This window comes from Arthrobacter crystallopoietes (assembly GCF_017603825.1).
Classification (GTDB): Bacteria; Actinomycetota; Actinomycetes; order Actinomycetales; family Micrococcaceae; genus Crystallibacter; species Crystallibacter crystallopoietes_B.
Genome location: NZ_CP072014.1, coordinates 3,252,472 through 3,277,743 on the forward strand (window position 1 = coordinate 3,252,472; position 25,272 = coordinate 3,277,743).

The following is a 25,272-nucleotide window of genomic DNA, read 5'->3' on the forward strand; positions in this document are numbered from 1 at the left end:
CATGTCGCCGGACACTGGGAACAGCCCGGACACCAGCAACTCCGCACCTGAATCCAAACCGCCGGCCCGCCGCGAGGGCATCCCGCTGGGCAGCATCGGCGGCGTTCCCATCGTGCTGGCCTACTCCTGGTTCATCATTGCTGTCTTCATCGTTTTCGCCTTCGGGCCCCAGGTCAGCAGGGCTATCCCAGGACTTGGCAGCGCATCCTATGTGGTGGCCTTCGGCTATGCCGTTCTGCTGCTGCTCTCCGTCCTCTTCCATGAACTCGCCCACGCACTCAGCGCGCGGGTCTTCGGCTGGCCGACCGCGAAGATCGTACTCAACCTGTGGGGCGGCCACACCCAGTTCGAAAACTTTAAGGCCACTCCGGGCAAGTCCCTGATAGTTGCCTTGTCCGGACCCGCAGCCAATTTCGCGCTGGCCGGTTTTGGTGCCTTGCTCATGCCTGTCATGGAGGCCAACGCCGTGGCCTGGGTCCTGACAGACATCTTCATCTGGGCCAACCTGCTCGTCGCGGTCTTCAACATCCTCCCTGGCTTGCCGCTGGACGGTGGCAGATTGGTGGAGTCAGCCGTCTGGAGCATCACCGGCAGTCAGGAGAAGGGCACGTTGGCCGCAGGCTGGGCAGGACGCATCATCGTCATCCTCATCGTGGCGGGATTCATCGGCGTGCCGCTGGCCATGGGCCGCGAACCCGACCTTCAGGTCGTGGTGATCATGGTTCTGGTGGGTGGATTCCTCTGGATGGGCGCGAGTGCTTCCATTACCAACGCCAAGTTGCGGCTGCGGCTGCCGCACGTCAGCGCCGGCGCCCTCAAAAAGCCTGCTGTCAGCATGCCTGCCAGCTCTAACGTGGAGCAAGTGCAAGCCGTAGCACGGAGGACGCCGCATGCATTCGTGATCCTGACAGCCGCCACCGGCCAGCCAGAGGCGATCGTCGACGGCCACGCGCTTGAACAGGTTCCCGCAACTGCAGCTGCCCGCACCCCGGCAGCCGCTGTCAGCCGTGCCCTGGCCCCGGGTGCCTACATACCGGAATGGGCTGCCGGACAGGAACTGGTGCAGTACCTGGCCGGGCTTGCCGGAACCGAATATGCGGTCACCGACGCTGACGGGCGGGTTACGGGACTGCTCAGCCAATCAACTGTTGTACGGGCCATCACCGGCAAAGCCGCGTAACCAGCACACCGCCCAGATCCCAGCCGATAATCAGTATCCACCGATCGGAAGTAGCACCAACATGAGTTCACCGACCACACCGCACGGAGCAGACCAGCGCCGCGGCCCGTTCCGCTCCGGAGAGCGCGTACAGCTCACGGACGAAAAGGGCCGGATGAACACGATTACGCTGACCCCCGGCGGCGCATTCCATACCCATAAGGGCTTCCTGACGCACGATGTTCTGATCGGCCAGCCGGAAGGCTGCGTGGTCAGCAATGACACCGGCCATAAGTATCAGGCCCTGCGGCCACTACTCTCGGATTTCGTCCTGTCCATGCCGCGGGGCGCCGCCGTCGTATATCCCAAAGACGCCGGTCAGATTGTGACGATGGCCGATATTTTTCCCGGCGCCCGGGTAGTTGAAGCCGGTGTGGGCTCCGGCGCGCTGAGCATTTCGCTGTTGCGCGCCGTGGGCGACCAGGGCTATCTGCATTCGTTTGAACGGCGTGAGGAATTCGCCGACATCGCACGGGGAAATGTCGAAACCATTTTCGGCGGACCACATCCGGCCTGGCAGATCTCGCTGGGCGACTTCCAGGACGAAGTGGTCAAGCAGGAGGCTCCGGGCAGTGTGGACCGTGTGGTGCTGGACATGCTGGCCCCGTGGGAATGTCTGGACGCCGTTGCAACCGTGCTGGCTCCGGGCGGGGTGTGGATCAGCTATGTCGCAACCGTTACGCAGCTGTCGCGGACGGCGGAAGCGATCCGAGCCGACGGCCGCTTCACCGAACCCGACGGCTGGGAGTCGATGGTGCGCGGCTGGCATTTGGAAGGGCTGGCAGTTCGCCCGGATCACCGGATGGTCGCCCACACCGGCTTCCTGCTCACTGCCCGCCGGCTGGCCGATGGCGTCACCGGGCTGACTCCTAAGCGCCGCGCCTCCAAATCGGAATTCTCGGCAGCGGACCTGAAAACCTGGGCTCCTGAGGATGAGCAGTGGGATACAGAGGCGCTGGGGGAGCGGGCAGTGTCGGACAAAAGGCTCAGACGTGCGGCCAAGGACGCCGCTTCCACTGTGCAACGCGGCGCTTTCAAAAATGCCGATCAGCCCGACAATAGCGGCGGACAGGTTACAGACCAGTAACAACTAGGCGTTCATACTGCTATCGGCGGAATTCCCCGAGAGGCTCCGGCGTTTCCTTCTCAAGTAAGTGTTGCACTCGGGGCATCGGCGGCTAGGGTCTTACCAAGGGACCCGATTCCAGAGAGCAGGTTGCGGTGATGAACGAAGACCAGAACCAGACCAATCAATCGGCACCGGCTGGAGAGACAACCGAGCTGACTGTTGCACAGCGCCAGATCAATGTTCTGCGGGACAAGATCCGGAATCTGGACAAGCAGTTGGCATCGGCCACGCAGAACAACGCACGGCTTGTCTCCATGCTGGAGTCTGCCAAGGCCGAGATTGTCCGCCTCAAAGATGCTCTGGAACGCGACGGCGAAACCCCCTTCAGTTTTGCCACCATTACCCAGGTCAATAGGCGGCAGCATCCACGCACAGGTGCAACCACTACGGCGACCACGCAGGAAAGCGTAGACATCATCCAGTCCGGCCGCAAGCTCCGTGTTGCCGTCAGTCCGCTGATCAACCTCGCACAACTGAGCCCGGGGCAGGAAGTGCTCCTGAACGAATCCCTCACCGTTATCGCGGCCTTGGGATTCGAGCGCGCCGGCGAACTCGTCACCATCAAGGAACTGCTCGGTGCGGACCGTGCCCTGGTAGTCGGGCGGGCCGACGAGGAAAGAGTGGTCAAACTTTCCGGCACCCTGCTCAAAGTGAAGATTCGTGTCGGGGACGCCGTCTCCATCGACGCGCGCAGCGGCTACGCGCTCGAAAAGATCCCCCGCAGCGAGGTGGAGAACCTCATTCTGGAAGAAGTCCCGGACATTTCGTACCAGGACATCGGCGGCCTCGGACCCCAAATCGACGAGATCCGCGACGCCGTTGAGCTTCCTTTCCTCTACCCGGATCTCTACCGCGAGCACGGACTCAAGGCGCCCAAAGGCATTCTGCTTTACGGGCCTCCCGGTTGCGGCAAGACCCTGATCGCCAAGGCCGTGGCGAACTCGCTTGCAGCACGGGCCATCGAGCGCAGCGGAACGGAAGAAACGCGCAGCTACTTCCTGAACATCAAGGGACCCGAGCTGCTGGACAAGTACGTCGGTGAGACCGAGCGACACATCCGGTTGATCTTCGCCCGTGCCCGGGAGAAGGCTTCCGACGGCAGCCCCGTAGTAGTTTTCTTCGATGAAATGGACTCGCTTTTCCGCACCCGCGGCACCGGTGTATCGTCCGACGTCGAAACGACGATCGTTCCGCAGTTGCTCAGCGAGATAGACGGCGTGGAGAAGCTCGAAAACGTCATTGTCATCGGTGCCTCGAACCGCGAGGACATGATTGACCCGGCCATCCTGCGTCCCGGCCGGCTGGACGTGAAGATTAAGATCCAGCGCCCGGACGCGGAAGCGGCGGCGGACATCTTCGCCAAGTACATCACCACGGATCTTCCCATCCATGTGGAGGATCTTGCGGAGCATGGCAGCGACCGGCAGGCGACGGTGGACGCGATGATCCAGCGCACTGTCGAAGCGATGTACGCCACGGAGAAGTCCACGGAGTATCTGGAAGTCACCTATGCCAGCGGTGACACCGAGATGCTCTATTTCAAGGACTTCAATTCCGGCGCCGTGATCCAGAACGTGGTGGACAGGGCCAAGAAGAACGCTATCAAGGACCTCCTGACCAGCCAGCAAAAGGGTCTGCGGATCGAGCATTTGCTCCGCGGCGTGGTGGATGAGTTCCGCGAGCATGAGGACATGCCCAACACGACCAACCCGGATGATTGGGCCAGGATCTCTGGGAAGAAGGGCGAGCGGATCACCTACATCCGCACCATCATCCAGGGCAAGGCCGGTCAGGAAGCCGGAAAGTCCATCGAGACGACAGCGAATACGGGGCAGTATCTGTGAGCGTCAATCGTGTGATGGGAACGGAAACGGAGTATGGGATCCATGCTCCGACCGATCCGCTGGCCAATTCCACCGTGCTCTCCTCCCAAATCATCAATGCCTACGCCGCCACCGTCCGCAGCGGAATGGGAAATCTGGCGGGAACGCGCTGGGATTACACCGACGAAGAACCTCTGCACGACGCCCGCGGGTGGTCGGTGGCGCGGGAGAACGCGGATCCGTCCCAGCTAACGGACATGCCGCCGGTCCTTGACGCGGAGCAGATCGCCTTGTCCGGCGGACGTCCGCCCTCAAACGACTTCTACTCCGAAGAGTCCGCCGGCTCCGGTGTCTTGATGAACATGGTGCTCAGCAATGGTGCCAGGCTGTATGTCGACCACGCTCATCCGGAGTACTCCAGCCCGGAAGTCACCAGTCCCCGGGCAGGGGTGCTGTGGGACAAGGCCGGTGACGTCGTCGTACTTCAAGCTTTGCAGAAGATCGCGCGGACGCCGGGTTTCGCTCCGGTCAACATCTACAAGAACAACACTGACAACAAGGCAGTCTCGTACGGTGCCCACGAAAACTACCTGATGCCTCGCAGCATACCGTTCGGGCAAATAGTGACCGGGCTGATTCCGTTTTTCGTCTCCCGTCAGGTCATTTGCGGCTCGGGCAGGGTAGGCCTGGGCATGACGGGCCGGCATCGGGGCTTCCAGATCAGCCAGCGGGCAGACTTCTTCGAAGCGGAAGTAGGGCTGGAAACGACCATCCGGCGCCCCATCATCAATACGCGGGATGAACCGCACGCCGTTGCGGACAAATATCGCAGGCTGCACGTCATTATTGGAGATGCGAATCTGAGCGAGGTCTCCACGTACCTTCGGCTGGGCACTACGGCGTTGGTCCTCTCCATGATCGAGCACGGCGAGGCGCCGCACGTGCAGTTGAGCGAACCGGTCCAGGCCTTGCAGGCCATTAGCCATGATCCGACCTTGCAGCAAAAAGTCGCGCTCAAGGACGGCGCCATGGTCACGGGTCTTGATCTGCAGGAAATCTATCTGGAAGCGGCAGTGGCGCACTGCCGCAGACACGGTACGGACCAGGGGCAAACGGTCGACGTCCTGGCACGGTGGGGGGCGCTGCTGTCGACGCTGCGGCGCGATCCTATGGAGGCCGCCTCCCAGCTGGACTGGGTCGCCAAACTCAAGCTCCTTCAGGCTTACCGGGACCGCGATGGTTTGGAATGGTCGGATTCCCGGCTGGGACTGATCGATCTGCAGTATTCCGATGTCAGGCCCGAGAAGGGACTGTATTACCGCCTGGCCCAGCGGGGAAAGATGGAGCGGCTTCTGACGGATGCGGAAATAGCAGAGGCAGTGCATGAGCCGCCGTCGGATACCCGGGCCTACTTCCGCGGCAAGTGCATCGAGCGTTTCCCCAAGGAAGTGGTCGGTGCGAGTTGGGATTCGGTCATTTTCGATCTGCCGAGCCGCCGGCGTCTACAGCGGATCCCCACCCGAGAGCCCTTGCGTGGCACGCGCGAGCTCACCGGGCCGCTCTTCGATCAGGCCGCTTCAGCCGAAGAATTTATTTCGGCGCTGCTCGGGCCGGAAAGCGCCCCTGACGTGGCAACATAAAGAATAAGAACTCAATAGCCATCGAATCTGACCAAGGAGGCAGTCATGGCAACGCAGGACCGCAAGAACGTAGAAGGCCGTACTCAGGAAGAAGAATACGACGAGGCGCCCGGGAAACCTGAGCCCGCCCCTGCTGCGGCCGGACAGGCGGAAACCGAAGGCACGGACGATCTGCTCGACGAAATCGATGGTGTCCTTGAGCAAAACGCGGAGGAGTTTGTGCGCGGTTTTGTCCAGAAGGGCGGACAGTAGCCCATGAACTTGCCGGCTGGCGGACATAGTTCCACATTTTCCCAGATTTCCCATGCGGCTACGGCGTCATTCTCAGAGTACCTGTCCCGCAGTGCTCCTGATCTGCTGCCCGGAGTGCGTGGTTCGGCGACCGGGATAAGCTCGAATGCCGAACACCTGGCGCCGCATGCTACGACGATCGTTGCCATGACTTACGCCGGGGGCGTGATCATGGCCGGCGATCGGCGGGCAACCATGGGAAATATGATTGCCAGCCGGCACATCGAGAAGGTCTTTCCTGCTGATAATTACTCAGTTTTGGGCATCGCCGGTACGGCCGGTATCGCTCTGGACGTCACGCGTCTCTTCCAGGTAGAGCTGGAGCACTACGAGAAGATCGAAGGCACGTTGCTGAGCCTGGAAGGCAAGGCAAACCGGCTGGGTGCCATGATCCGAAGCAACCTGCCGATGGCGATGCAGGGCCTGGCCGTGATACCTCTGTTTGCAGGGTTCGATACAGACCGTCATACGGGCCGGCTCTTTTCCTACGACGTGACCGGCGGGCGTTATGAGGAACTCGAACACCACTCCGTGGGTTCCGGGTCCGTTTTCGCCCGCGGAGCATTGAAAAAGCTCTGGAAACCCAATATGGACGAGGACCGCGCCGTGTCTGTCGCGGTGGAATCGTTGTATGACGCTGCCGACGACGACTCCGCAACCGGCGGACCGGATGTGGTTCGGCAGCTGTGGCCGGTGGTCTACGCAGTAAATTCGGCCGGAGCGAAGCGCATCCCGGAACGCGTACTTGCCGCCGCCGCCGAAGCTGTAATCGCTTCGCGCGCCGTGGCCGGACGGGAGGCATAGACCATGACTCAACAATTCTATGTCTCGCCGGAACAACTGATGAAAGACCGGGCGGATTTCGCCCGGAAGGGTATCGCCCGCGGTCGCTCCGTCGTAGTGCTCAGCTGCAGCGAGGGGATCGCCCTGGTCGCCGAGAACCCGTCCCCGTCGCTGCACAAGATCGGCGAAATTTACGACAGGATCGCGTTCGCCGCCGTTGGCAAATACAACGAGTTCGAAAGCCTGCGCCAGGCAGGAGTTCGGTACGCCGATGTGCGGGGCTATTCCTACGATCGGGAGGATGTCACCGCACGCGGTCTCGCCAGCGTCTACGCGCAGAGCTTGGGCGCCGTATTCACCGCCGACAGCAAACCCTTCGAAGTGGAGCTTGCCGTGGCCGAGGTAGGACTTCGGCAAGAGGAAGATCATCTTTACCGGTTGACGTTCGACGGTTCCATTGCGGACGAGCCGGATTTCGTGGTCATGGGCGGCGAGATCGACGCGGTGAATGAAACACTGCGGTCGAACTGGGATGCGGGTCAGGACTATGCCGGGGTCATCCGCGCGGCTGCGGGAGCGTTGGAAGGCCACATTCCTGACAACGGACGGGCACCCGGCCAGCGCCGGCTCGGCCCGGAAATGCTGGAAGTAGCGGTCCTTGACCGGGACCCAATGTCCAGCCGCGGCAACCGCCGGGCTTTCCGGCGGCTGTCCATTGCAGAGGTGACGGATATTTTGGGGGACTGACATGGACAGACGGATCTTCGGCATCGAGACCGAGTTCGGCATCTCCTATTCTGCGCCGGATTCACGTCCGCTGTCGCCGGAGGAAGTGGCCCGCTACCTGTTCCGCAAGGTAGTGACATGGGGACGGTCTTCGAATGTCTTCCTGACAAACGGCTCGCGGCTGTACCTGGATGTCGGATCGCATCCGGAATACGCCACCGCAGAGTGCGACGACGTAGCGCAGTTGATCGCTCAGGACCGCGCTGGAGAACTGATCCTCGAAGACCTCATGAACGAGGCGCAGGACCGATTGCGGCACGAGGGCTTTGACGGCAGTGTCTACCTTTTCAAGAACAACACGGACTCCGCCGGAAATTCCTACGGGAGCCATGAGAACTATCTGATCCCGAGGAAACTCGAGTTCTCCCGGCTCGCGGACATTCTGATTCCGTTCCTGGTCACCCGCCAGGTCCTGGTTGGGGCCGGCAAGGTGCTAAAAACCCAGAACGGGTCGATCTACGCGTTTTCCCAGCGGGCGGACCACATCTGGGAAGGCGTCTCTTCCGCGACTACGCGCTCCCGCCCCATCATCAACACCCGTGACGAGCCGCATGCAGACGCCGAGTACTACCGCCGTCTCCACGTTATCAACGGGGACTCGAACATGTCTGAGACAACCACCATGCTCAAGATCGGTTCGGTGGATCTTTTGCTGCGGATGATCGAAGCCGGTGTAATCATGCGCGACCTCCGGCTGGAAAATCCCATCCGCAGCATCCGGGATATCTCCCACGACCTGACGGGCTCCAAACCGCTCAAACTCGCCAATGGGAGGGAAATGAGCGCCCTGCAGATGCAGCAGGAGTATTTGGACAAAGCCCGGGAGTTCGTTCGGACCAACGGCGCGCACAGTCCCCATGTGGAACGGATTCTTGACCTGTGGAACCGCACTCTTGCCGCAGTCGAAGCGCAGGATTATTCGGGAATCGACACGGAGATTGACTGGGCGATTAAGAAGAAGCTCATTGATCGCTTCAGCCAGCGCCACGGGCTGGACCTGGATTCAGCCCGGATTTCGCAGCTCGACCTGACCTACCATGACATTTCACGGCGGCGCGGGCTGTTTTTCCTGCTTCAGGCTCGTGGCGAGGCAGCTCGCGTAGTACAGGAACCCGAGGTGAAATCAGCGGTCGACAATCCGCCGCAGACCACCCGCGCCAAGCTCCGCGGGGATTTTGTCCGTGCCGCGCGCGAACACGGACGGGATTTCACAGTGGACTGGGTCCATCTGAAGCTCAATGACCGTTCCCAGCAGACCATCCTGTGCAAGGATCCCTTTAAGAACGTTGATGACAGGGTCGAGGCTCTGCTGGCCTCACTTTGAGGAACTGTCCAGCTATCTCTGTCACAATATGACCAACGCGGGTCCATCGGATCTGCTGTGCCCCCGACAGCACCTCACGAAAGTTGAAATGTGCGCAAAATACTAGCGACCATGCTGCCCTTTGCGCTGTTGCTTACTGCATGCAGCAGTGCCGACAGCGAAGGCTCCGGTTCGGACAGTCTGGATGACGTGACCATCACCGCAACTGATGCCGGTTCCGCGCCTAAGGTCGAGTTCGATGCACCCTTGGAACTGCCGGAATCAGCGGCCCAGGTAGTCACTGAAGGCGAAGGCGAAGGCGCCGTCGACGGGCAATGGATCCGCTACCAGTTGATGGCCGTCGACGCGGTGACCGGTGAAGAGCTCGGTGAGACTTACTCCGGCGTCGCCGCGCAGACGCTTGAGCTCAACGAACAGTTCAAGTCCGTCGACCCGGCCCTCTACGATGCCCTCATCGGGGCGAAGGCGGGCTCGCAGGTCGCCTACTACGCCACTCCGCCTGAGCAAACTTCGGCCAGTGCCCCTGCTTCCAATCCGCAGCTGCTTGTCGTTTCAGTCCAGCAGGTCAAAGACAAGGCTGTGAAAGCCGAACCCGCACAGGTGGCTGAGTTGGAGAAGGCCGGCAAGCTGCCCGAGATCAGCTTCGATAAGGACGGCGTCCCGTCAGTCAAGGTACCGGAAGGCGCTCAGGCTCCGGAGGACCTCATTGTCCAGGTGATCGAGGAGGGCGACGGAAAGGAAGCCACGGCCGAGAGCACAGTCAAGGCGAACTATGCCGGCTGGAACTGGGCCGAAGGCAAGGAGTTCGACTCAAGTTTTTCCCGCGGCGAGCCGACTGAGTTCCCGCTCAACGGGGTTATCGAAGGCTGGACAAAGGGGCTGACCGGGCTCAAGGAAGGCGCGAAAGTTATGCTGTCCATTCCTACGGAACTAGCATATGTCCAAGGGCAAGGGGACGCTTCAGGAGACTTGATCTTCTACGTCGAACTCGTCGAAGTAAAGTAACAACCAGCCGTAACCGCTAGGAAAGGTACCCTGAACATGTCGTTTGGACAGCGCGAATACGATCGCCAGAAGCCCGAAATCGATTTCCCGGGCACGGATGCTCCCACTGAGCTGGGCATCGAGGACCTCATCGTCGGCACTGGCGCAGAGGCCAAGCCCGGGGACACCGTCTCTACCCACTATGTGGGTGTGGCCTGGTCCACCGGAGAAGAATTCGATGCTTCCTGGAACCGCGGCCAGCCGCTCGACTTTCGCGTAGGCGTTGGCCAGGTTATCCAAGGCTGGGACCAGGGCCTGCTTGGTATGAAGGTCGGCGGCCGCCGCCGCCTGGAGATCCCCTCGGAGCTGGCCTACGGTGAACGGGGCGCGGGTGGCGCCATCGCACCGGGTGAGTCGCTGATCTTCGTGGTCGACCTCCTGGGCGTGCGGTAACCGCATCGGAGGCCTGCCTGCGGGCGGAGTAACGTTAGTTCATCGTTACTCCGCCCGCCGTCGTTAACTTCGCTTGCATCGGGAAGCTGGAAGTACCCTTGAGGCTATGTCCGCGTCCAAAACCGAGCGCCTGCTTAATCTACTGATCGCCCTGCTGGAACGCAGACGCGGGTACAGCAAAGAAGAGCTACGCGCGCTGATACCTCCCTATAAGGAGGCTTCGAGCGAGGAGGCCTTTAACAGGCTGTTCGAACGGGACAAGGACGACCTGCGCGAAATGGGCATTCCGGTCCAAACTTTCACCGAGGATGCCTTCTTTGACCTGGATTCCGGTGTTACGCGCTACCGTATTGACCGCGAAACCTATCGTCTTCCCGAGCTCTCCTTCACACCGGAGGAATCGGCAGTGCTTTCGCTGGCTTCACGCATATGGCAGCAGGCCTCGCTTGGCTCCGCCGCAGCCAGGGCCGTACGCCGGCTGGACGTCCGCGGCGCCCTTGCGGAAGGCGATTCCCTGATCGGAATCGAACCCCGAATCCGCACGGCTGAGCCAGCCTTCGACGAGCTGCTGAAAGCCGTCATGGACAGGCATCCGGTGTCGTTCGAATACCGGGCGGCCAGTTCGGGCGAAGTGTCGGTACGACGGGTGGAACCATGGGGTTTGGGCAACCGCTTTGGCCATTGGTACCTGGTGGGTAATGACCTTGACCGTGGAGACGAACGCACCTTCCGCTTGACGCGGATAAGTTCGAAGGTCAAGAAGCTCTCCGGCACGTACCTGGTTCCCGAAGAGTTCACCATGCGCTCGGCGCTGGAGTCGCTGGTTCCCGACAGGCAGCAGGGAACTGCCACACTGCTCCTTCGGCAAGGCCACGCACATTCCCTCCGGACTGCCGCATCGACTGTGGCTTCAGGGCCGAGCGGCTGGGATACCGTGACCTGCACGTTCGGCGATGTTGAGACGTTTGCCGAAGAGGTTGCCTCGCATGGAGCGAATGCGTATGCAATAGATCCGAGGGAGCTGAAGGACGCCGTCATCCGGCGTTTCGATGGTGCGCTAGCGTCGATGACCCAAGCGCCGCCGTCGTACGATCTCGGCACCGCAGCGAGACCGTCACGGACAAAGTCTTCGTCCTTGGACCGCCTTCCGCGGCTCCTCGATCTGGTGTCCTATGTGAGCGCCCATCCAGGTGCTGCTCTGAACGAGACCGCAGAGAAGTTCGGAGTGAGCCCGGATCAACTGGGCAAGGATCTCAGCCTCCTTTTTGTCTGCGGGGCTCCCGGCTACGGGCCTGACCAGCTGATCGATGCCTACTGGGAGGACGGCTCCATCTATATCGGCAACGCCGACGAGATAGCCCAGCCAGTTCGGCTGAGTATCGACGAAGCCTTGTCCCTCGTGGTGGGCCTGCAGGCATTGGAAACGGTTCCGGGAGTAGGGGAGCGCCCCGCACTGCGCAGCGCGTTGAGCAAACTGCTGGACGCGACCGGCGGCGACCATGGCCTGCACCGTGCCATTGCTGCGGACTTCGACGCCGATGCCCGGACGGAGGAAGTTCTCGCCCTGCAGGATGCTGTGGCTGCCGGTGAGACGCTCACGATTGAGTATCTGGTCCCTTCCCGGGATGAGATGACGGTTCGGGACATCGACCCGGTACAGGTGTTCGCTGTCGATGGCCACTGGTACACCGAAGCGTGGTGCCACGGCCAACAGGCAATCCGGCAGTTCCGGGCAGACAGGATCCGCTCGCTGCGCAGGACCGGGCAGTACTTCCAGCAGCCCGAGTCGCGCAGTTCGCAATTTCCCCAGGCGCTCTTTACCCCTAGAGACACGGACGAACTCGTGGTGTTGAAGATCTCATCGCGACTGGCCGAACTCGCCGAGCACTACAATGCCGAACGTCGCGTCCTTCTGGACAATGGCGACGTTGTGGCGGAGCTTCGCCTGGGTTCGACGGCGATCATCACACCTTTGGTAGCCCGTCACGGCGGCGAAGTTGCTGTCCTCGAGCCTGCCAGCCTCGCGCTGGCTGCCCGTGAGTGGCTGGCGGCTGCGCTGGAACTGTATTCGGAAAATTCAAAGCTGGACGGACTAGACTCGTAAACATGTCATGGTGGTTCTGGATTCTGCTCTGGGTGGCGCTTTGTGCCCTCGCGCTGCTCTTCGTTGTTTACCTGGGATTCCGGCTGTTCCGCCAGTTGAAGGCAACTCTGCAGGATTTCGAGGTGGCCGCGGGCAAGCTCGGGTCGGGCTTCGACGTGCCCGATAACGGCCAGGCCGCAGAGCCGCGCACCATTGTTCCGGGAGTCTTTCTTGACCCGGGGGAGGCACGGGAACTCTACGTTACGGGGAAGGCGGAACGGCGCGAGGCTAGACGGCTCAAACGCGTAGCCAGACGGGCTGCCCGCGGACAGAGGCAGTCCCTCAGGGACGTCAGACTTTCATAACGTAGGATGTATTCGAAACGAAAGGAACCACCCAATGGGACGACTCTTCGATAACCCCTGGACAATCATCATTCTCGTCATCATTGTCCTGCTGCTCTTCGGGGCTCCGAAGCTCCCGGGCCTCGCCCGCAGTGTTGGGCAGTCGATGCGTATCTTCAAGTCTGAAGTCAAGCAGATGAAGGATGAAAACCCGTCCAAGGATGACGCTGACGACGACGCCGTTGAAGGCCGTGTGGTGAATCCGCCCCGGAACCAGAACAACCGCGACCAGGCGCCGAACGCGAACGGCGGAACGCCGCCCAGCCAGCAGTAAGGCCAATGTCTCGAACCAAAGGCCGCAAAGCCAATCCAGAAGGACGGATGGCGCTCAAGGAGCACATCAAAGAATTCCGGAACCGGCTGATTGTATCCGGCATTGCTATTCTTCTGGGCGCCATCGGGGGATGGTTCCTTTACGACCCGGTAATGGTCGCGGTCCAGCAACCGCTGATCGAAATCTCGTCCGTTGAGGGCCGCCGGGCCGAAATCAACTACGGCAGCGTGGGGTCTCCCTTTGACCTGAAGATACAGGTTTCGCTGTTTCTGGGGTTCCTCGTCAGCTCGCCGGTCTGGATCTACGAGATCTGGGCCTTCATCACTCCCGGACTGAAGCAGAAAGAGCGGCGCTACACACTCGGTTTCATGGTGGCCGCAGTGCCCTTGTTTCTGCTCGGAATCTACTTTGGCTGGATTGTGCTGCCTGAAATCGTCAAGGTTCTCACCATGTTCACCCCCGTGGGCGGCGTGAACCAGATCCTGGCAACGGACTACCTGACTTTTGTCATGCGTATGTTCCTGTCTCTAGGCGTGGCGTTCCTGCTGCCCGTGGTCCTGGTCGGAGTCAACTTCGCCGGGCTTGTCAGCGGCCGCCAAGTCATCAAGAGCTGGCGCATTGTCGTCTTCGTCGTGTGCGTAGTTGCCGCGATGGCGGCACCCGGTCCGGATGCCATGTCCATGTTCCTGCTTGCGGGGCCGCTGCTGGCCCTGTTCTTCATCGCCGTCGGCGTGTGCCTCCTCAACGACAAGCGGCGTGCTCGGAAAAAGAAGGCACATGAGGAGGAAGTGGAAGCGTCTGCAGACAAGGCAACACCGCTGTCCGATCTTGAGGGTCCTGCGGAAGCCTGAACCGGTGGAAGCGCTCTTCCGCCGCTAATACCATTAGGCTTCTAATATGAGTTCCCCATCCGAGCGGTACAGGGCGGCAACAGCAAGAGCAGCCCATGCCAAGACCAAGCTCTTCGCGTTTACGCAAACCCTGGGATTCGAACTGGACCCCTTCCAGCGGGAGGCTTGCGAAGCACTGGAACGGGGCAGGGGAGTGCTGGTGGCAGCGCCGACCGGCGCCGGGAAGACGGTCATCGGTGAATTCGCGGTATACATGGGCCTGCAACGAGGCCTGAAGGCCTTCTACACCACGCCAATTAAAGCGCTGAGCAACCAGAAATACACGGAGCTGGTCCACGTCTACGGTGCGGGACGCGTCGGGCTGCTCACCGGCGACGTTTCCATCAATCCGAACGCAGACGTGGTGGTAATGACCACTGAAGTGCTGCGTAATATGCTTTATGCCAATTCCCAGACACTGGATGAACTGGCCTACGTCGTCATGGACGAGGTCCACTATCTGGCCGACCGTTTCCGCGGCGCAGTCTGGGAAGAAGTCATCATCCATCTGCCTAGCAGTGTGCAGTTGGTATCGCTGTCGGCTACCGTTTCCAACGCGGAGGAGTTCGGCGCATGGCTTGATACCGTGCGCGGGGACACGGACGTGGTTGTTTCGGAACACCGGCCCGTTCCGCTGTGGCAGCATGTGATGGTCGGGCCGGACATCCTGGATCTCTTTGCTTCGGACGTTGCGTTTGATGAGGCGGCGCCGGCCATGTCGGCCGGGACCGGAGCCGCGGACCGCTTCGAGGTAAACCCCGAACTGCTGGAACTGGCCTACTCGGAGCAGAAGCTCAACCGGGCCGCCAACTGGGGCCGTGCTGGAGCGCGCCGGGGCAAACGTGCACCCACGAGGCCCCAACAGCCAATGAGCCGGGTGCGCCGGGCTTCACGTCCGCAGGTCATTGCGCGTCTCGATAAGGAAGGCCTGCTCCCGGCGATCACCTTCATTTTTTCGCGGAACGGCTGTGATGCGGCCGTCAAGCAATGCCTGGATGCCGGATTGTGGCTGACCACCGAGGCTGAGCGCGATGAGATCGTCCGGCGGGTGGACGAAGCAGCCCAGGATATACCCGAGGAAGATCTGGGCGTGCTCGATTTCTGGACCTGGCGCGAGGGGTTGGTGCGGGGCCTGGCAGCCCACCATGCGGGCATGTTGCCGACCTTCAAAGAGGTGGTCGAGAAGCTGTTTGCGGACGGACTGGTCAAGGCCGTTTTCTCCACCGAAACACTGGCTCTGGGCGTAAATATGCCCGCCCGAACTGTGGTGTTGGAAAAGCTGGATAAGTTCAATGGCGAGGCCCACGTTAACATCACCGCCGGTGAGTATACCCAGCTGACCGGTAGGGCAGGCCGCAGAGGTATCGACGTCGAGGGCCATGCGGTGGTCCTGTGGCAGCCGGGAACGGATCCTGCGGCGGTGGCCGGTCTTGCCTCGCGCCGCACCTATCCGCTCAATTCCAGCTTCCGCCCGACCTACAATATGTCGATCAATCTCATCGCCCAGTTCGGCCGGCCAAGGGCTCGCGAAATACTGGAAACTTCCTTTGCCCAGTTCCAAGCGGACAGGTCTGTGGTTGGTCTGGCGAAGCAAGTGCGCAGCCGGGAAGAATCTCTGGCCGGGTACGCCAAATCCATGACGTGCCATCTTGGCGACTTCACTGAGTATGCGCGGTTGCGGCGGGAGTTGAAAGAGGTGGAAACCCAATCGGCAAAGTCCCGGACCCGGCAGCTGCGTTCCGCGGCAGCCGCTTCTCTCGAACGCCTGCGACGTGGCGACATCATCGATATTCCCGGCGGCCGAAGCGAGGGATACGCCGTGATCCTGACCCCGGACGCGTCCGGCTTCGAGCCGCGGCCCACGGTCTTGACGATGGACAAACAAATCCGGCGAATTTCGGCCCAGGACCTCGAAGGGCCCGTCGAGGTTCTCTCCACTATCCGGGTGCCGAAGACGTTCAACAGCCGCAGCCCCAAGGAACGCCGCGACCTAGCGTCGTCCCTGCGTAACGCGCTACATGAAAACAGGCCACCGCGGAGGGGAAGCGACCGTCAGAATTTTGCAGTGCCGGGTTCGGACAGGCAGGAACAACAGATTACTGAGCTGCGCCGGAAACTTAGGTCCCACCCCTGCCATGGCTGCAGTGACCGCGAAGACCACGCCCGCTGGTCCGAACGCTGGTGGAAGCTCCGGCGGGAGACAGACCAATTGATGGGGCAGATCCAAGGCCGTACCAATACCATCGCCAAGACGTTTGACCGCGTTTGCGACCTGCTGGACACCTATGACTACCTCGAAACTCATCCGGACGGAAGAGTAAAAATCAGCGCGGCCGGCAACAGACTCCGCCGGATTTACGGCGACCGCGACCTGCTGGTGGCGTTGTGTATTGGAAACGGTGCCTTTGAAGACCTGGACGCCGCCGAATTCGCCGCTTTTGTTTCCTGCTTGGTTTTCCAAGCCAAACGGGAGGAGACCGGAATTCGCCCGAAAATGCCGAGCGTTTCGCTGGAAACAGCGGTCGATATTGCGATCAAAGAGTGGTCGGTCCTGACCGACAGGGAGGAGCAGCACAAGCTTCCGCTCAGCGGCGAACCAGAACTTGGCCTCATCTGGCCCATGTACAAGTGGGCGCAGGGACGGTCCCTGCTGGCTGCCCTTCAAGGGACTGAACTCGCGGCAGGAGATTTTGTGCGTTGGGCCAAACAGGTCATCGATCTGCTTGACCAACTGGTCAAGGTGCCCGACATTGACCCCAGGATGGCGGCACTGAGCCGTCAGGCAATCGTTCTGGTTCGGCGCGGTGTGGTCGCATACTCCGCAGTAGCGGAATAGGGGAGCCATCTCCTCAGAACGGCAATTGGTCCACTAAGCGGCCGCAAGCGTCGACGCTGTGCCAACGGATTCCGGCGTGATGATAAACCTTTGTAGTTATATCTTTGATTGGAGTTTCATGAGTGTGTCCCAGCTGCCCGAAAGTGCGGCAGCATCCGGTCTTTCGCTGTACCGCAACGGATCCGTTTACAGTCCTGCGGATCCCTATGCCACTGCCATGCTGGTCGACGGCGGAACGGTAGCTTGGATCGGCTCCGAAGAGGCAGCCACGTCGATCGCCGACAACAAGATGGAGATCATCGACCTGCAAGGCCGGCTTGTCGCCCCGGGGTTTGTAGACTCGCATGCGCATGTCACAGATGCCGGCCTGGCTTTGACCTCACTCGATCTATCCCGTTGCAACTCCTTGGCCGAACTCCTCGACGCCGTTGCCGGCGCTGCGGGTTCCGCGAAATCGCCGGTCCTCGGGCATGGCTGGGATGAGAGCCGCTGGCCCGAAGACCGGCCGCCGACAGCTGACGAACTTGAGCGCGCCGGCGGGGGACAGGACGTATACCTCAGCCGGGTTGACGTCCACTCGGGAGCTGTTTCAGCCTCGTTCGCCACCAGACTCGGGTTGCAGGCTGAGGAAGGCTGGGACGGCACGGGACTGGCCCGTACTCGAGCACTCCAACTGGTCCGCTCAGCGGCGCATAACCCATCGGCCGCCCGCCGGAGGGACATACAGCGTCGGGCCTTGAACCACGCCGCCTCGCGAGGTTATGTGGCTCTGGCGGAGATGGGAGCCCCACACATTGCTCCTGCCGAGGACCTGCTGGGATTGATTGCGTTGGCGGACGACGAACGCGGGTCGCTTCCCAGGATCCTTCCGTACTGGGGCCAGCTGGCGGAATCGACGGAGCAGCTGCAAGATATCCTTGAGCTGTTCGAACACAGACTCAAAGGTCTGGCCGGCGACCTCAACATTGACGGGTCCATCGGCTCGCACACCGCCTGTGTGCACAGCGGCTACCAAGACCGGCCTGACCAAGCCGGAGAGCAATTCCTCACCGTGGAGCAAGCCGCCCGGCACCTCGAGCTCTGTTCTACAGCAGGGATCCAAGGCGGCTTCCATGTCATTGGTGACGCAGCGCTCGACCTGGCAATCGAGGCTCTGCAGGTTGCAGCCGACCGTGTGGGAAGCGCCGCGGTCCGTTCGGCCCGGCACCGGTTCGAGCATGTCGAGATGATGTCCTCCGGGGCAGTCGACCGATTGCTGGAATTCGGAATCACGGCCAGCATGCAGCCGCTCTTCGATGCCTATTGGGGCGGCACGAACGGTATGTACGCATCCCGGCTCGGAGCGCAGGCATCCCTAGGTATGAATGCCATCGGGACGCTCCAGACGGCCGGCGTTCCAGTCTGCCTGGGATCGGACGCACCAGTCACGGAGCAGAGCCCGTGGGCGACGGTAAAAGCTTGTCTGGAACACCACAACCCGGAACAGCGGATCTCGGCACGGGCTGCTTTCCTTGCCCATACCAGAGCCGGTTGGCGGGCGGCGCGAGAGCCGAATCCCATGCAGGGCCAGTTGGCCCCCGGCACACCGGCCACCTTCGCCGTGTGGGACGTGGCCGAGCTTTCCATCCAGACGGCCGACAGCAGAGTTTCGTCCTGGAGCACGGACGCGCGGGCCGGCACACCCATGCTGCCCTCGCTGGACACCGATGCCCTGCCTGTATGTTCGCGGACCGTGGTAGACGGGTACGTGATCTACGACGGAGACCTTCACCCGGTTTCCTGACGGTGTACCGGCCGGTGGCCGGACGGAATAGCTGGAAAATACTCTCCAAGACGGCGTATTCCGACTTGCCGTACTGACCTGCACAAATGGGAGAATGCGCAGATCAGGGCCACATTGACACCCGGTCCTGACCACGTAAGCTTTTAGCTCAATGGGCCGTTTTAAGATAAGCCGATGGCCCAGGCCGGGCTCCAGACCAGACCGGTGCACGTCGGCGGCAGAGTGAAGATTCTGCCCGGCGGCTGGATGCTCGGTGCTCCCAACGGGTAGGTTTGCGCGTCAGTAGAAAACAGGTTCCGTCCGCTTCAAGGATCCGGTTACTGGCCCGAAGGCGCGCAGACCTACCCTCTTTTCTGCCGACGCTGTCCGCTCTGCGCGACTGGACCAATGAACAATGACATATACTGGACCGTTGGCGTTCGGCCGGTCCTGCGGACATGCCCGCGCCATAATATGCGGCAACAGTAGCGAGATCGAAAGGCAGCTGAGTGCGGGTCCTGACCATCATTCCGACGTACAACGAGATTGAGTCCCTGCCTCGAACTTTGGACCGGCTCCGGGCCGTAGCCCCCGCCACAGACGTCCTGGTGGTCGATGACAACTCTCCCGATGGCACCGGAGCCGCGGCAGACACGGTAGCTGCAGCAGACAGCGCGGTCCATGTCCTGCACCGGCAGGGCAAGGAAGGACTGGGCGCAGCCTACATCGCCGGATTCCACTGGGGTCTCGACGCGGGCTACGACGTTCTGGTCGAAATGGATGCTGACGGTTCCCACCAGCCCGAAGAATTGCAGCGTCTGCTGGATGCCTTGGATCGCGGTGCGGACATGGTCAAAGGCTCGCGGTGGATCCGGGGAGGCAAGGTCGTCAACTGGCCGCTGCACCGGAAGCTGCTCTCACTCGGCGGCAGCTTGTACTCGCGGATCCTGCTCGGCGTCCAGGTCAAGGACATTACGGGGGGCTTCAATGCTTTCCGTGCGGAGACGCTGAAGAAGATCGACCTCGAATCGGTCGAATCCGTCGGCTACTGCTTCCAAGTGGACCTGACCTGGAAGACACTCAAGGCCGGACTCGACGTCCGGGAAGTACCGATCACTTTCGTAGAACGCGAATTCGGGGACTCGAAGATGAGTGGCGGGATCGTGCTTGAATCAATCATCCTTGTCACTAAATGGGGACTCCGTTCCCGCTGGCGCAAGCTGACCGGCAAGGCTTAAACGCTGAGGGAGGAAACCGTTTCCGGTTTCCTCCCTCAGTGTGGCCTATCTTTTAGGCGGAGCGGCGTTCGCCGCGGCGTTCACGCAGAATGTTCAACCGGTCTTCAAGGATCTGCTCCAGTTCTTCGACCGAGCGGCGTTCCAGCAACATATCCCAGTGGGTCCGGACGGCCTTTTCATTGCTGTCGTCGGGCTTTTCGCCATTGACGAGCAACGCTTCCTTGCCGGTCTTGGAAACCCAGGTCGGGGGGATCTCAGCCTCAGCGGCGAAGGTAACAAAGACCTGTTCGCCATCCTCGCAACGGTATTCAACGCGTTGGCGCGGCGCCGGCTCGACACCGGATTCCGTCTCCATGCTTTGCGCTCCGAGACGCATACCCCGCAGGCTACGATCGCTCATGATCTCTCCCTCTTGTCTTATGGTGGGGCGGTGAAATGCACCGTCCCGGCATGACCCGCACTACCTTCAACGCTTCCGGACCATCAACTGTTCCCGGTCGGCAGCGGGCATCAGCTTCGCGGCAAACAACCAATTATAGTCCGGAATAGCCGCGAGGGTAAAGGCGAACATTTCACAACAGTCCTCGCGTCGAACCAGCGCGGCCTTCGCCCGGTCCGCCGTCGGCACCATCAGGGCTCGACCCGTCCGGCGTCGCAGTCCCCAAAACACTGCCGATACCCTTGAGCGCCTCACCGACTTCACTGGGGATAATCCACAATTTGTTGGCGGATCCGTCCGCAAGTTTAGGCAGTGTCTGAAGGTACTGGTACGCGAGCAGTTTTTGGGTCGGATTGCCTTTGTGGATGGCGTCGAAGACCTTCTGGATCGCCTGCGATTCACCGTCTGCACGGAGAATGGCTGCTTTGGCGTCGCCCTCGGCTTTGAGGATGGCCGCCTGGCGTTCACCCTCAGCGGTGAGAATCTGCGATTGCTTCACACCTTCCGCTGTCAGGATGGCCGCCCGCCGGTCCCGGTCTGCACGCATCTGCTTTTCCATAGAATCCTGGATGGAGTGCGGCGGGTCGATCGCCTTGAGTTCCACCCGCGAAACGCGGATGCCCCAGCGGCCGGTTGCCTCATCCAATACGCCGCGAAGCTGGCCGTTAATCTGGTCGCGGGAGGTCAGCGCCTCTTCGAGGTTCAGCCCGCCCACGACGTTTCGCAACGTGGTGGTGGTCAACTGTTCGACTGCCTGGATGTAGTTGGCGATCTCATACGTGGCGGCGCGGGGGTCGGTGACTTGGAAATAAATGACCGTGTCAATGGAGACGACGAGGTTGTCTTCGGTAATAACGGGCTGTGGCGGAAACGACACGACCTGTTCGCGCAGATCCAGCAGGGGCAGGAGCCGGTCAACGAACGGGATCAGGATGGTCAATCCAGGGTTGAGCGTGCGCTGGTACTTGCCCAATCGTTCGACTACGCCCGCACGCGCCTGTGGAATGATCCGGACGGCGCGGACCAACACAATAAACACGAAAATGATCAGGACCAGCAGCACTATCCAGATGCCGATATTGCTATCCATAGCTCCCCTTCAGTTGTTATTCGCGTCGGCCGTTGGACCGGATGCTGAGCCATCCGTCAGGCCGAGGGCGTTGATGCGCCTTGGATCTTTGCCGGTTTACTGCGCCGGATAAGGCCCCGGCTCCGCGGCAGGGTAGACGACGGCGGTAGCCCCCTCGATCCGGGCCACGGCTACCCGGGCACCGGCGGGGATTGCCGAGCCGTCGCTCGAACGTGCCGTCCAGGTGTCGCCACCGATCTTGACTATCCCGGAGTGATCCGTGACCGGCTCCAGGGCCATGGCCGATTCACCGATCAAACGGTCAACGTTAGTCGCCTGGTCACGGGGACCACGACGCAAATGACGGAGCCCTATGGGCCGCACCACGAGAACCATAAGCAGCGCCACGACGCAGAACACGACCACCTGGATCCAGAACGGCCAGCCGAGCAGCGCAGTGAACAGGGCGATCAATGCCCCGAAGGACATCATGATGAAGAAGAGGTCGAGCGTCATCATCTCAACGATCGCCAAGACCAGGAACAGAGCCAGCCAGAGGACCCAGCTGTTGATGACGAGCCATTCAAACATCGGTTCCCCCTGTTGCAGGTAGATATTCGAAACCATGAACATGCCACAGCGGACATGTGGTCCATAGCACAATCATGCCCGATTTGCCTGCAATTGTGGCGCTTTCACACCCGAACTTCCCTATAGCGCGAAATTGTGGCCAACTCGTGACCACCCACTCGAAGTACGCCACAAGAATGCCGTGGCCGACGATGCTAGCGGGCGCTCTTTCGGAAAACGCTGAGGTTGAACCGGGCTTCGACTGCGACCGGGGTCTCCGGTTCCTCGAGCACGGTCGCCGCATCACCTGGCGCAAGAGCCGCGCCAGCATGGTGGGCGTTCGGCCCCATCATCACCACATTCCGCATATCTTCGCCCTTGAGCTGCATCGGAACGGACAGTGAGTCCGCGGACACCGGCGTGAAGTCCCGGGCTAGGGACGCGGCCAGCTTGTCCGACTTGTCCTCGTCTACAGCGAGCAGGGGGAGCCGTACCCTCAGGGCGTCGAGATGCCCAGGCGCCGGGGTTACCACCAGCAGATGGCCGCCCGGCTTGAGGATCCGCGCGTATTCTTCGGCATTGCGCGGGGCGAAAACGTTGATGATCAGATCGACAGCACCGCCGGCCAGGGGAAGGGGCCGCCAGAGGTCCCACACCAGGCACAGTGCTTGCGGAACGGCACGCGCTGCGCGGCGCAGGGCAAACTTGGACAGATCCAGCGCCACCGCCCGGGCGGCAGGCACGGCTCCAGCTGCGGCAGCCAGATAATGCCCGGTGCCGGCCCCGGCGTCGACGATGACCGGCCGTTCGACGCCCTCCAACAACGCCGAAGCGGTACCGGCGACCTGCCGGAGCAACGCGTCATAATGTCCCTCATCCAGGAAGGCGGATCTGGCCGCGACCATGTCTGCGGCGTCCGGGATGAAGGACGTGCCGCGCCCCGTGAGCAAGTTGATGTACCCCTGTTTGGCGCCATCAAAACGATGGCCTGCCGCGCAGCTGATCCCACCCGCGACGGAGTCCTCGTTGGGCCGCATGTCTTCCGCGCACACCGGGCAAAGCAGGAGGTCGACAGATTCCAAGGGCACGCTGAGTGAAGGCATAGACCGATCCTAGCGAGACGCAGCCGCCGGCGTTACCGAAAGGTGACTCGCCCAGCCGCCCGACATGAGACTAAGCTCACAAAGATGAAGTCTGAAGAGATTGTTTTACTTAATTCCGTTTCCGCGCCGGCGGTCCACCCCAAGGGGAACCGCGTGGTGGTGTCAGTTACCCGCCCGGACTTCACTGCCGACGCTTACGTCGGACAGCTGTGGGAGATACCGCTGAACAACGACGGCGGTGCACCGCGCCGTCTTACGCGCGGCTTCCGAGACACCGCACCGAAATTTGCGCCCGACGGCAGCGCTTTGGCTTTCCTGCGCGCTGCACCCGGGGAAGCGCCCCAGCTTTTCGCCGTCGAGAGCAGGGGAGGGGAGCCGGTCCAGCTGACTGACCGGAAGCTCGGTGTCTCCGGTTTTGCATGGTCGCCGGATTCCGCGAGTCTGGTCTTTTCCGCACCGGTACCGGAAGAAGGACGTTACGGCACCGTGGAGGGACTCGGCGCCGACGCCGAGGACGCCCGGCTGATCACCGGCTATAAGTTCCGTCTGAACGGAGCCGGGTACACGAACGACAAACGCGCCCAGCTCTTCCGCCTGGATGCCCCCGACCTGCAGGCCGAGCCGCCGATAGCCCCGTCAGGCCGGGCGAAGAAGCTGGCCGAAGATGAGGGCCGCAAATTACAGCCGGTGCCGGAACCTGTCCAGCTGACCCACGGAGCGGCGGACCATCAGTCGCCGCAGTTCTCAGCCGACGGCGGCCGCATCTACTTCAGCGCCGCCCTGCATGCAGAAGCCGACAGCGATTTGGTCTCGGACATCTACTCCATCGACACGGACGGCCTGGATCTCCGCAAACATACGAACCTGCGGGACGAGCCGGCGCAGCGCATTGCCGCAGATCTGCCGGCACCCAGCCCCGACGGCCGCTGGCTGTTCTTCCTGGGCAGCGAACTCGGCGAAAGCGGCATGGACTTCGTGGCACGAAACACCGGCCTCTACGTGGCGCCCACGGACACCAGCGCTCCCGCCCGAAGGCTGACCGACGCCGAGACGATCGACCTGAGCGCAACCAGCGGTGAGCTGGTCGCGGTGGCCGATGACGCCGTCGTCGTTCTGAACAGCGCACGCGGAGCCGTGGAACTGCTGCGCCTGAACACTGCCGGTGAAATGCAGGTCCTGGTGGAGGGCCAGCGCCAGGTGACCGGGGCGGGCAGCGCGGGCGGATCGCTTGTCGTAAGTTTTACCGATCCTGGTACCGCCGGGGATGTGGGCCTCGTGACCCCGGCGGGCCTGCAGGTCCGCACCGATTTTTCCGCCGCCCTGCGCACTGCGTCGCCGCTGGCGGAGCTGCGCGAGGAAACCGTCACGACGGCCGACGGGTACCCGGTGCACGGCTGGGTGCTGCTGCCGGAAGGCGAGGGCCCACACCCGGTGCTGCTGAACATTCACGGCGGGCCTTTTGCCCAGTACGGCTGGGGGCTTTTCGACGAAGCCCAGGTCTATGTGGAGGCGGGATACGCCGTGCTGATGTGCAATCCGCGCGGCGCCGCCGGCTACGGACAGGCGCATGGCCGGGCCATCAAGGAGGCCATGGGGACGGTGGACCTGGTGGACGTGCTCGCGTTTCTGGAGGGGGCGCAGGAGAAGTATCCGCAGCTTGACCGCGACCGGATGGGTGTGATGGGCGGTTCCTACGGCGGCTACCTCACCGCCTGGGCTATCTCCCAGGATCACCGTTTCGCGGCCGCGATCATTGAGCGCGGCTACCTGGATCCGCCGTCGTTCGTGGGATCCAGCGACATCGGCTGGTTCTTCTCCGGCGAATACACGGGGACCGATGAGGAGAGCATCCGCAGCCAGAACCCGTTTGCCCAGATCAGCAACGTCAGGACGCCTTCGCTCATCATCCACTCGGAGGAAGACCTGCGTTGCCCGCTCGAACAGGCCCACCGCTACTACGTAGCGCTCAAACAGCGCGGTGTGCCGGCCGAGCTGCTGATTTTTCCGGGGGAGAACCACGAGCTTTCGCGCACCGGGACACCTTGGCACCGCAAACAGCGGTTCGACGAGATCCTGCGTTGGTGGGCAAAATACCTGCCCACCGCCCGGAACCGACCCGGGCAGCTCGAGCGGTCCGGCGAAACCGCGGAACTGGAACCGGCGGCAGGCTGA

Annotated in this window: 22 protein-coding genes; 18 read left to right on the plus strand and 4 right to left on the minus strand. The window is 61.8% G+C overall.

Annotation, left to right across the window (positions count from 1 at the left end; genetic code table 11):
• Position 1 precedes the first annotated feature (1 nt).
• The 17 genes from J5251_RS14885 to J5251_RS14965 all read left to right on the plus strand — a co-directional run bounded on the left by J5251_RS14885 (position 2) and on the right by J5251_RS14965 (position 19,919).
• Complete coding sequence (locus J5251_RS14885) at positions 2–1,180, plus strand: site-2 protease family protein (RefSeq protein WP_244250958.1); 1,179 nt, start codon at positions 2–4, stop codon at positions 1,178–1,180.
• A 61-nt stretch (positions 1,181–1,241) separates the two neighbouring features.
• Complete coding sequence (locus J5251_RS14890; protein ID WP_208574459.1) at positions 1,242–2,306, plus strand: tRNA (adenine-N1)-methyltransferase; 1,065 nt, start codon at positions 1,242–1,244, stop codon at positions 2,304–2,306.
• Positions 2,307–2,443: 137 nt separating this feature from the next.
• Positions 2,444–4,192, plus strand: a complete 1,749-nt coding sequence (gene arc / locus J5251_RS14895; RefSeq protein ID WP_139003529.1) for a proteasome ATPase — start codon at positions 2,444–2,446, stop codon at positions 4,190–4,192.
• Positions 4,193–4,206: 14 nt separating this feature from the next.
• Positions 4,207–5,811 (plus strand): depupylase/deamidase Dop, encoded by a 1,605-nt coding sequence (gene dop / locus J5251_RS14900; RefSeq protein ID WP_139003798.1) that lies wholly within the window; start codon positions 4,207–4,209, stop codon positions 5,809–5,811.
• Positions 5,812–5,856: 45 nt separating this feature from the next.
• Positions 5,857–6,063, plus strand: coding sequence for a ubiquitin-like protein Pup (locus J5251_RS14905; protein ID WP_208574461.1), 207 nt, complete (start codon positions 5,857–5,859; stop codon positions 6,061–6,063).
• Positions 6,064–6,066: 3 nt separating this feature from the next.
• The gene (gene prcB / locus J5251_RS14910) at positions 6,067–6,906 is read left to right on the plus strand and encodes a proteasome subunit beta (protein WP_139003527.1); all 840 of its coding nucleotides are present in this window, start codon (positions 6,067–6,069) and stop codon (positions 6,904–6,906) included.
• A gap of 3 nt (positions 6,907–6,909) precedes the next feature.
• Entirely contained in the window at positions 6,910–7,632 is a 723-nt protein-coding gene (gene prcA / locus J5251_RS14915) for a proteasome subunit alpha (protein ID WP_139003526.1), read from the plus strand.
• Between the two features lies 1 nt (position 7,633).
• Positions 7,634–8,995 carry a Pup--protein ligase gene (gene pafA / locus J5251_RS14920; RefSeq protein ID WP_139003525.1) on the plus strand — a complete coding sequence of 454 codons (1,362 nt, stop codon included), beginning with the start codon at positions 7,634–7,636 and terminating at the stop codon, positions 8,993–8,995.
• Between the two features lie 90 nt (positions 8,996–9,085).
• Positions 9,086–10,000, plus strand: coding sequence for an FKBP-type peptidyl-prolyl cis-trans isomerase (locus J5251_RS14925; RefSeq protein WP_139003524.1), 915 nt, complete (start codon positions 9,086–9,088; stop codon positions 9,998–10,000).
• Positions 10,001–10,036: 36 nt separating this feature from the next.
• Complete coding sequence (locus J5251_RS14930) at positions 10,037–10,432, plus strand: FKBP-type peptidyl-prolyl cis-trans isomerase (RefSeq protein ID WP_139003523.1); 396 nt, start codon at positions 10,037–10,039, stop codon at positions 10,430–10,432.
• Between the two features lie 106 nt (positions 10,433–10,538).
• Entirely contained in the window at positions 10,539–12,536 is a 1,998-nt protein-coding gene (locus J5251_RS14935; protein WP_139003522.1) for a helix-turn-helix transcriptional regulator, read from the plus strand.
• A gap of 2 nt (positions 12,537–12,538) precedes the next feature.
• Positions 12,539–12,880: a hypothetical protein gene (locus tag J5251_RS14940; RefSeq protein ID WP_139003521.1), complete on the plus strand. Its 342-nt coding sequence runs from the start codon at positions 12,539–12,541 to the stop codon at positions 12,878–12,880.
• Positions 12,881–12,914: 34 nt separating this feature from the next.
• Entirely contained in the window at positions 12,915–13,193 is a 279-nt protein-coding gene (gene tatA, locus J5251_RS14945) for a Sec-independent protein translocase subunit TatA (protein WP_139003520.1), read from the plus strand.
• Between the two features lie 5 nt (positions 13,194–13,198).
• Positions 13,199–14,044, plus strand: coding sequence for a twin-arginine translocase subunit TatC (gene tatC, locus J5251_RS14950; protein ID WP_139003519.1), 846 nt, complete (start codon positions 13,199–13,201; stop codon positions 14,042–14,044).
• Between the two features lie 46 nt (positions 14,045–14,090).
• A complete protein-coding gene (locus tag J5251_RS14955; RefSeq protein ID WP_208574463.1) occupies positions 14,091–16,919 on the plus strand; it encodes a DEAD/DEAH box helicase in 2,829 nt (942 codons plus the stop codon).
• A 118-nt stretch (positions 16,920–17,037) separates the two neighbouring features.
• Complete coding sequence (locus tag J5251_RS14960; RefSeq protein WP_208574465.1) at positions 17,038–18,702, plus strand: amidohydrolase; 1,665 nt, start codon at positions 17,038–17,040, stop codon at positions 18,700–18,702.
• A 488-nt stretch (positions 18,703–19,190) separates the two neighbouring features.
• Positions 19,191–19,919 carry a polyprenol monophosphomannose synthase gene (locus tag J5251_RS14965; RefSeq protein WP_139003516.1) on the plus strand — a complete coding sequence of 243 codons (729 nt, stop codon included), beginning with the start codon at positions 19,191–19,193 and terminating at the stop codon, positions 19,917–19,919.
• A gap of 52 nt (positions 19,920–19,971) precedes the next feature.
• Here the strand turns inward: J5251_RS14965 and J5251_RS14970 are convergent, their stop codons facing one another.
• From J5251_RS14970 to J5251_RS14985, 4 genes are all read right to left on the minus strand, one after another.
• On the minus strand, positions 19,972–20,319 hold the full coding sequence (locus J5251_RS14970; protein WP_074702362.1) for an RNA polymerase-binding protein RbpA: 348 nt from the start codon (positions 20,317–20,319) through the stop codon (positions 19,972–19,974).
• 172 nt (positions 20,320–20,491) lie between these two features.
• Positions 20,492–21,448 carry an SPFH domain-containing protein gene (locus J5251_RS14975; protein ID WP_139003515.1) on the minus strand — a complete coding sequence of 319 codons (957 nt, stop codon included), beginning with the start codon at positions 21,446–21,448 and terminating at the stop codon, positions 20,492–20,494.
• A gap of 96 nt (positions 21,449–21,544) precedes the next feature.
• Positions 21,545–22,018: an NfeD family protein gene (locus J5251_RS14980; protein ID WP_139003797.1), complete on the minus strand. Its 474-nt coding sequence runs from the start codon at positions 22,016–22,018 to the stop codon at positions 21,545–21,547.
• 194 nt (positions 22,019–22,212) lie between these two features.
• A complete protein-coding gene (locus J5251_RS14985; RefSeq protein ID WP_208574466.1) occupies positions 22,213–23,100 on the minus strand; it encodes a putative RNA methyltransferase in 888 nt (295 codons plus the stop codon).
• Positions 23,101–23,184: 84 nt separating this feature from the next.
• On the opposite strand from J5251_RS14985, the gene J5251_RS14990 reads away from it, so the two are divergent.
• Positions 23,185–25,272: a S9 family peptidase gene (locus tag J5251_RS14990; RefSeq protein ID WP_208574467.1), complete on the plus strand. Its 2,088-nt coding sequence runs from the start codon at positions 23,185–23,187 to the stop codon at positions 25,270–25,272.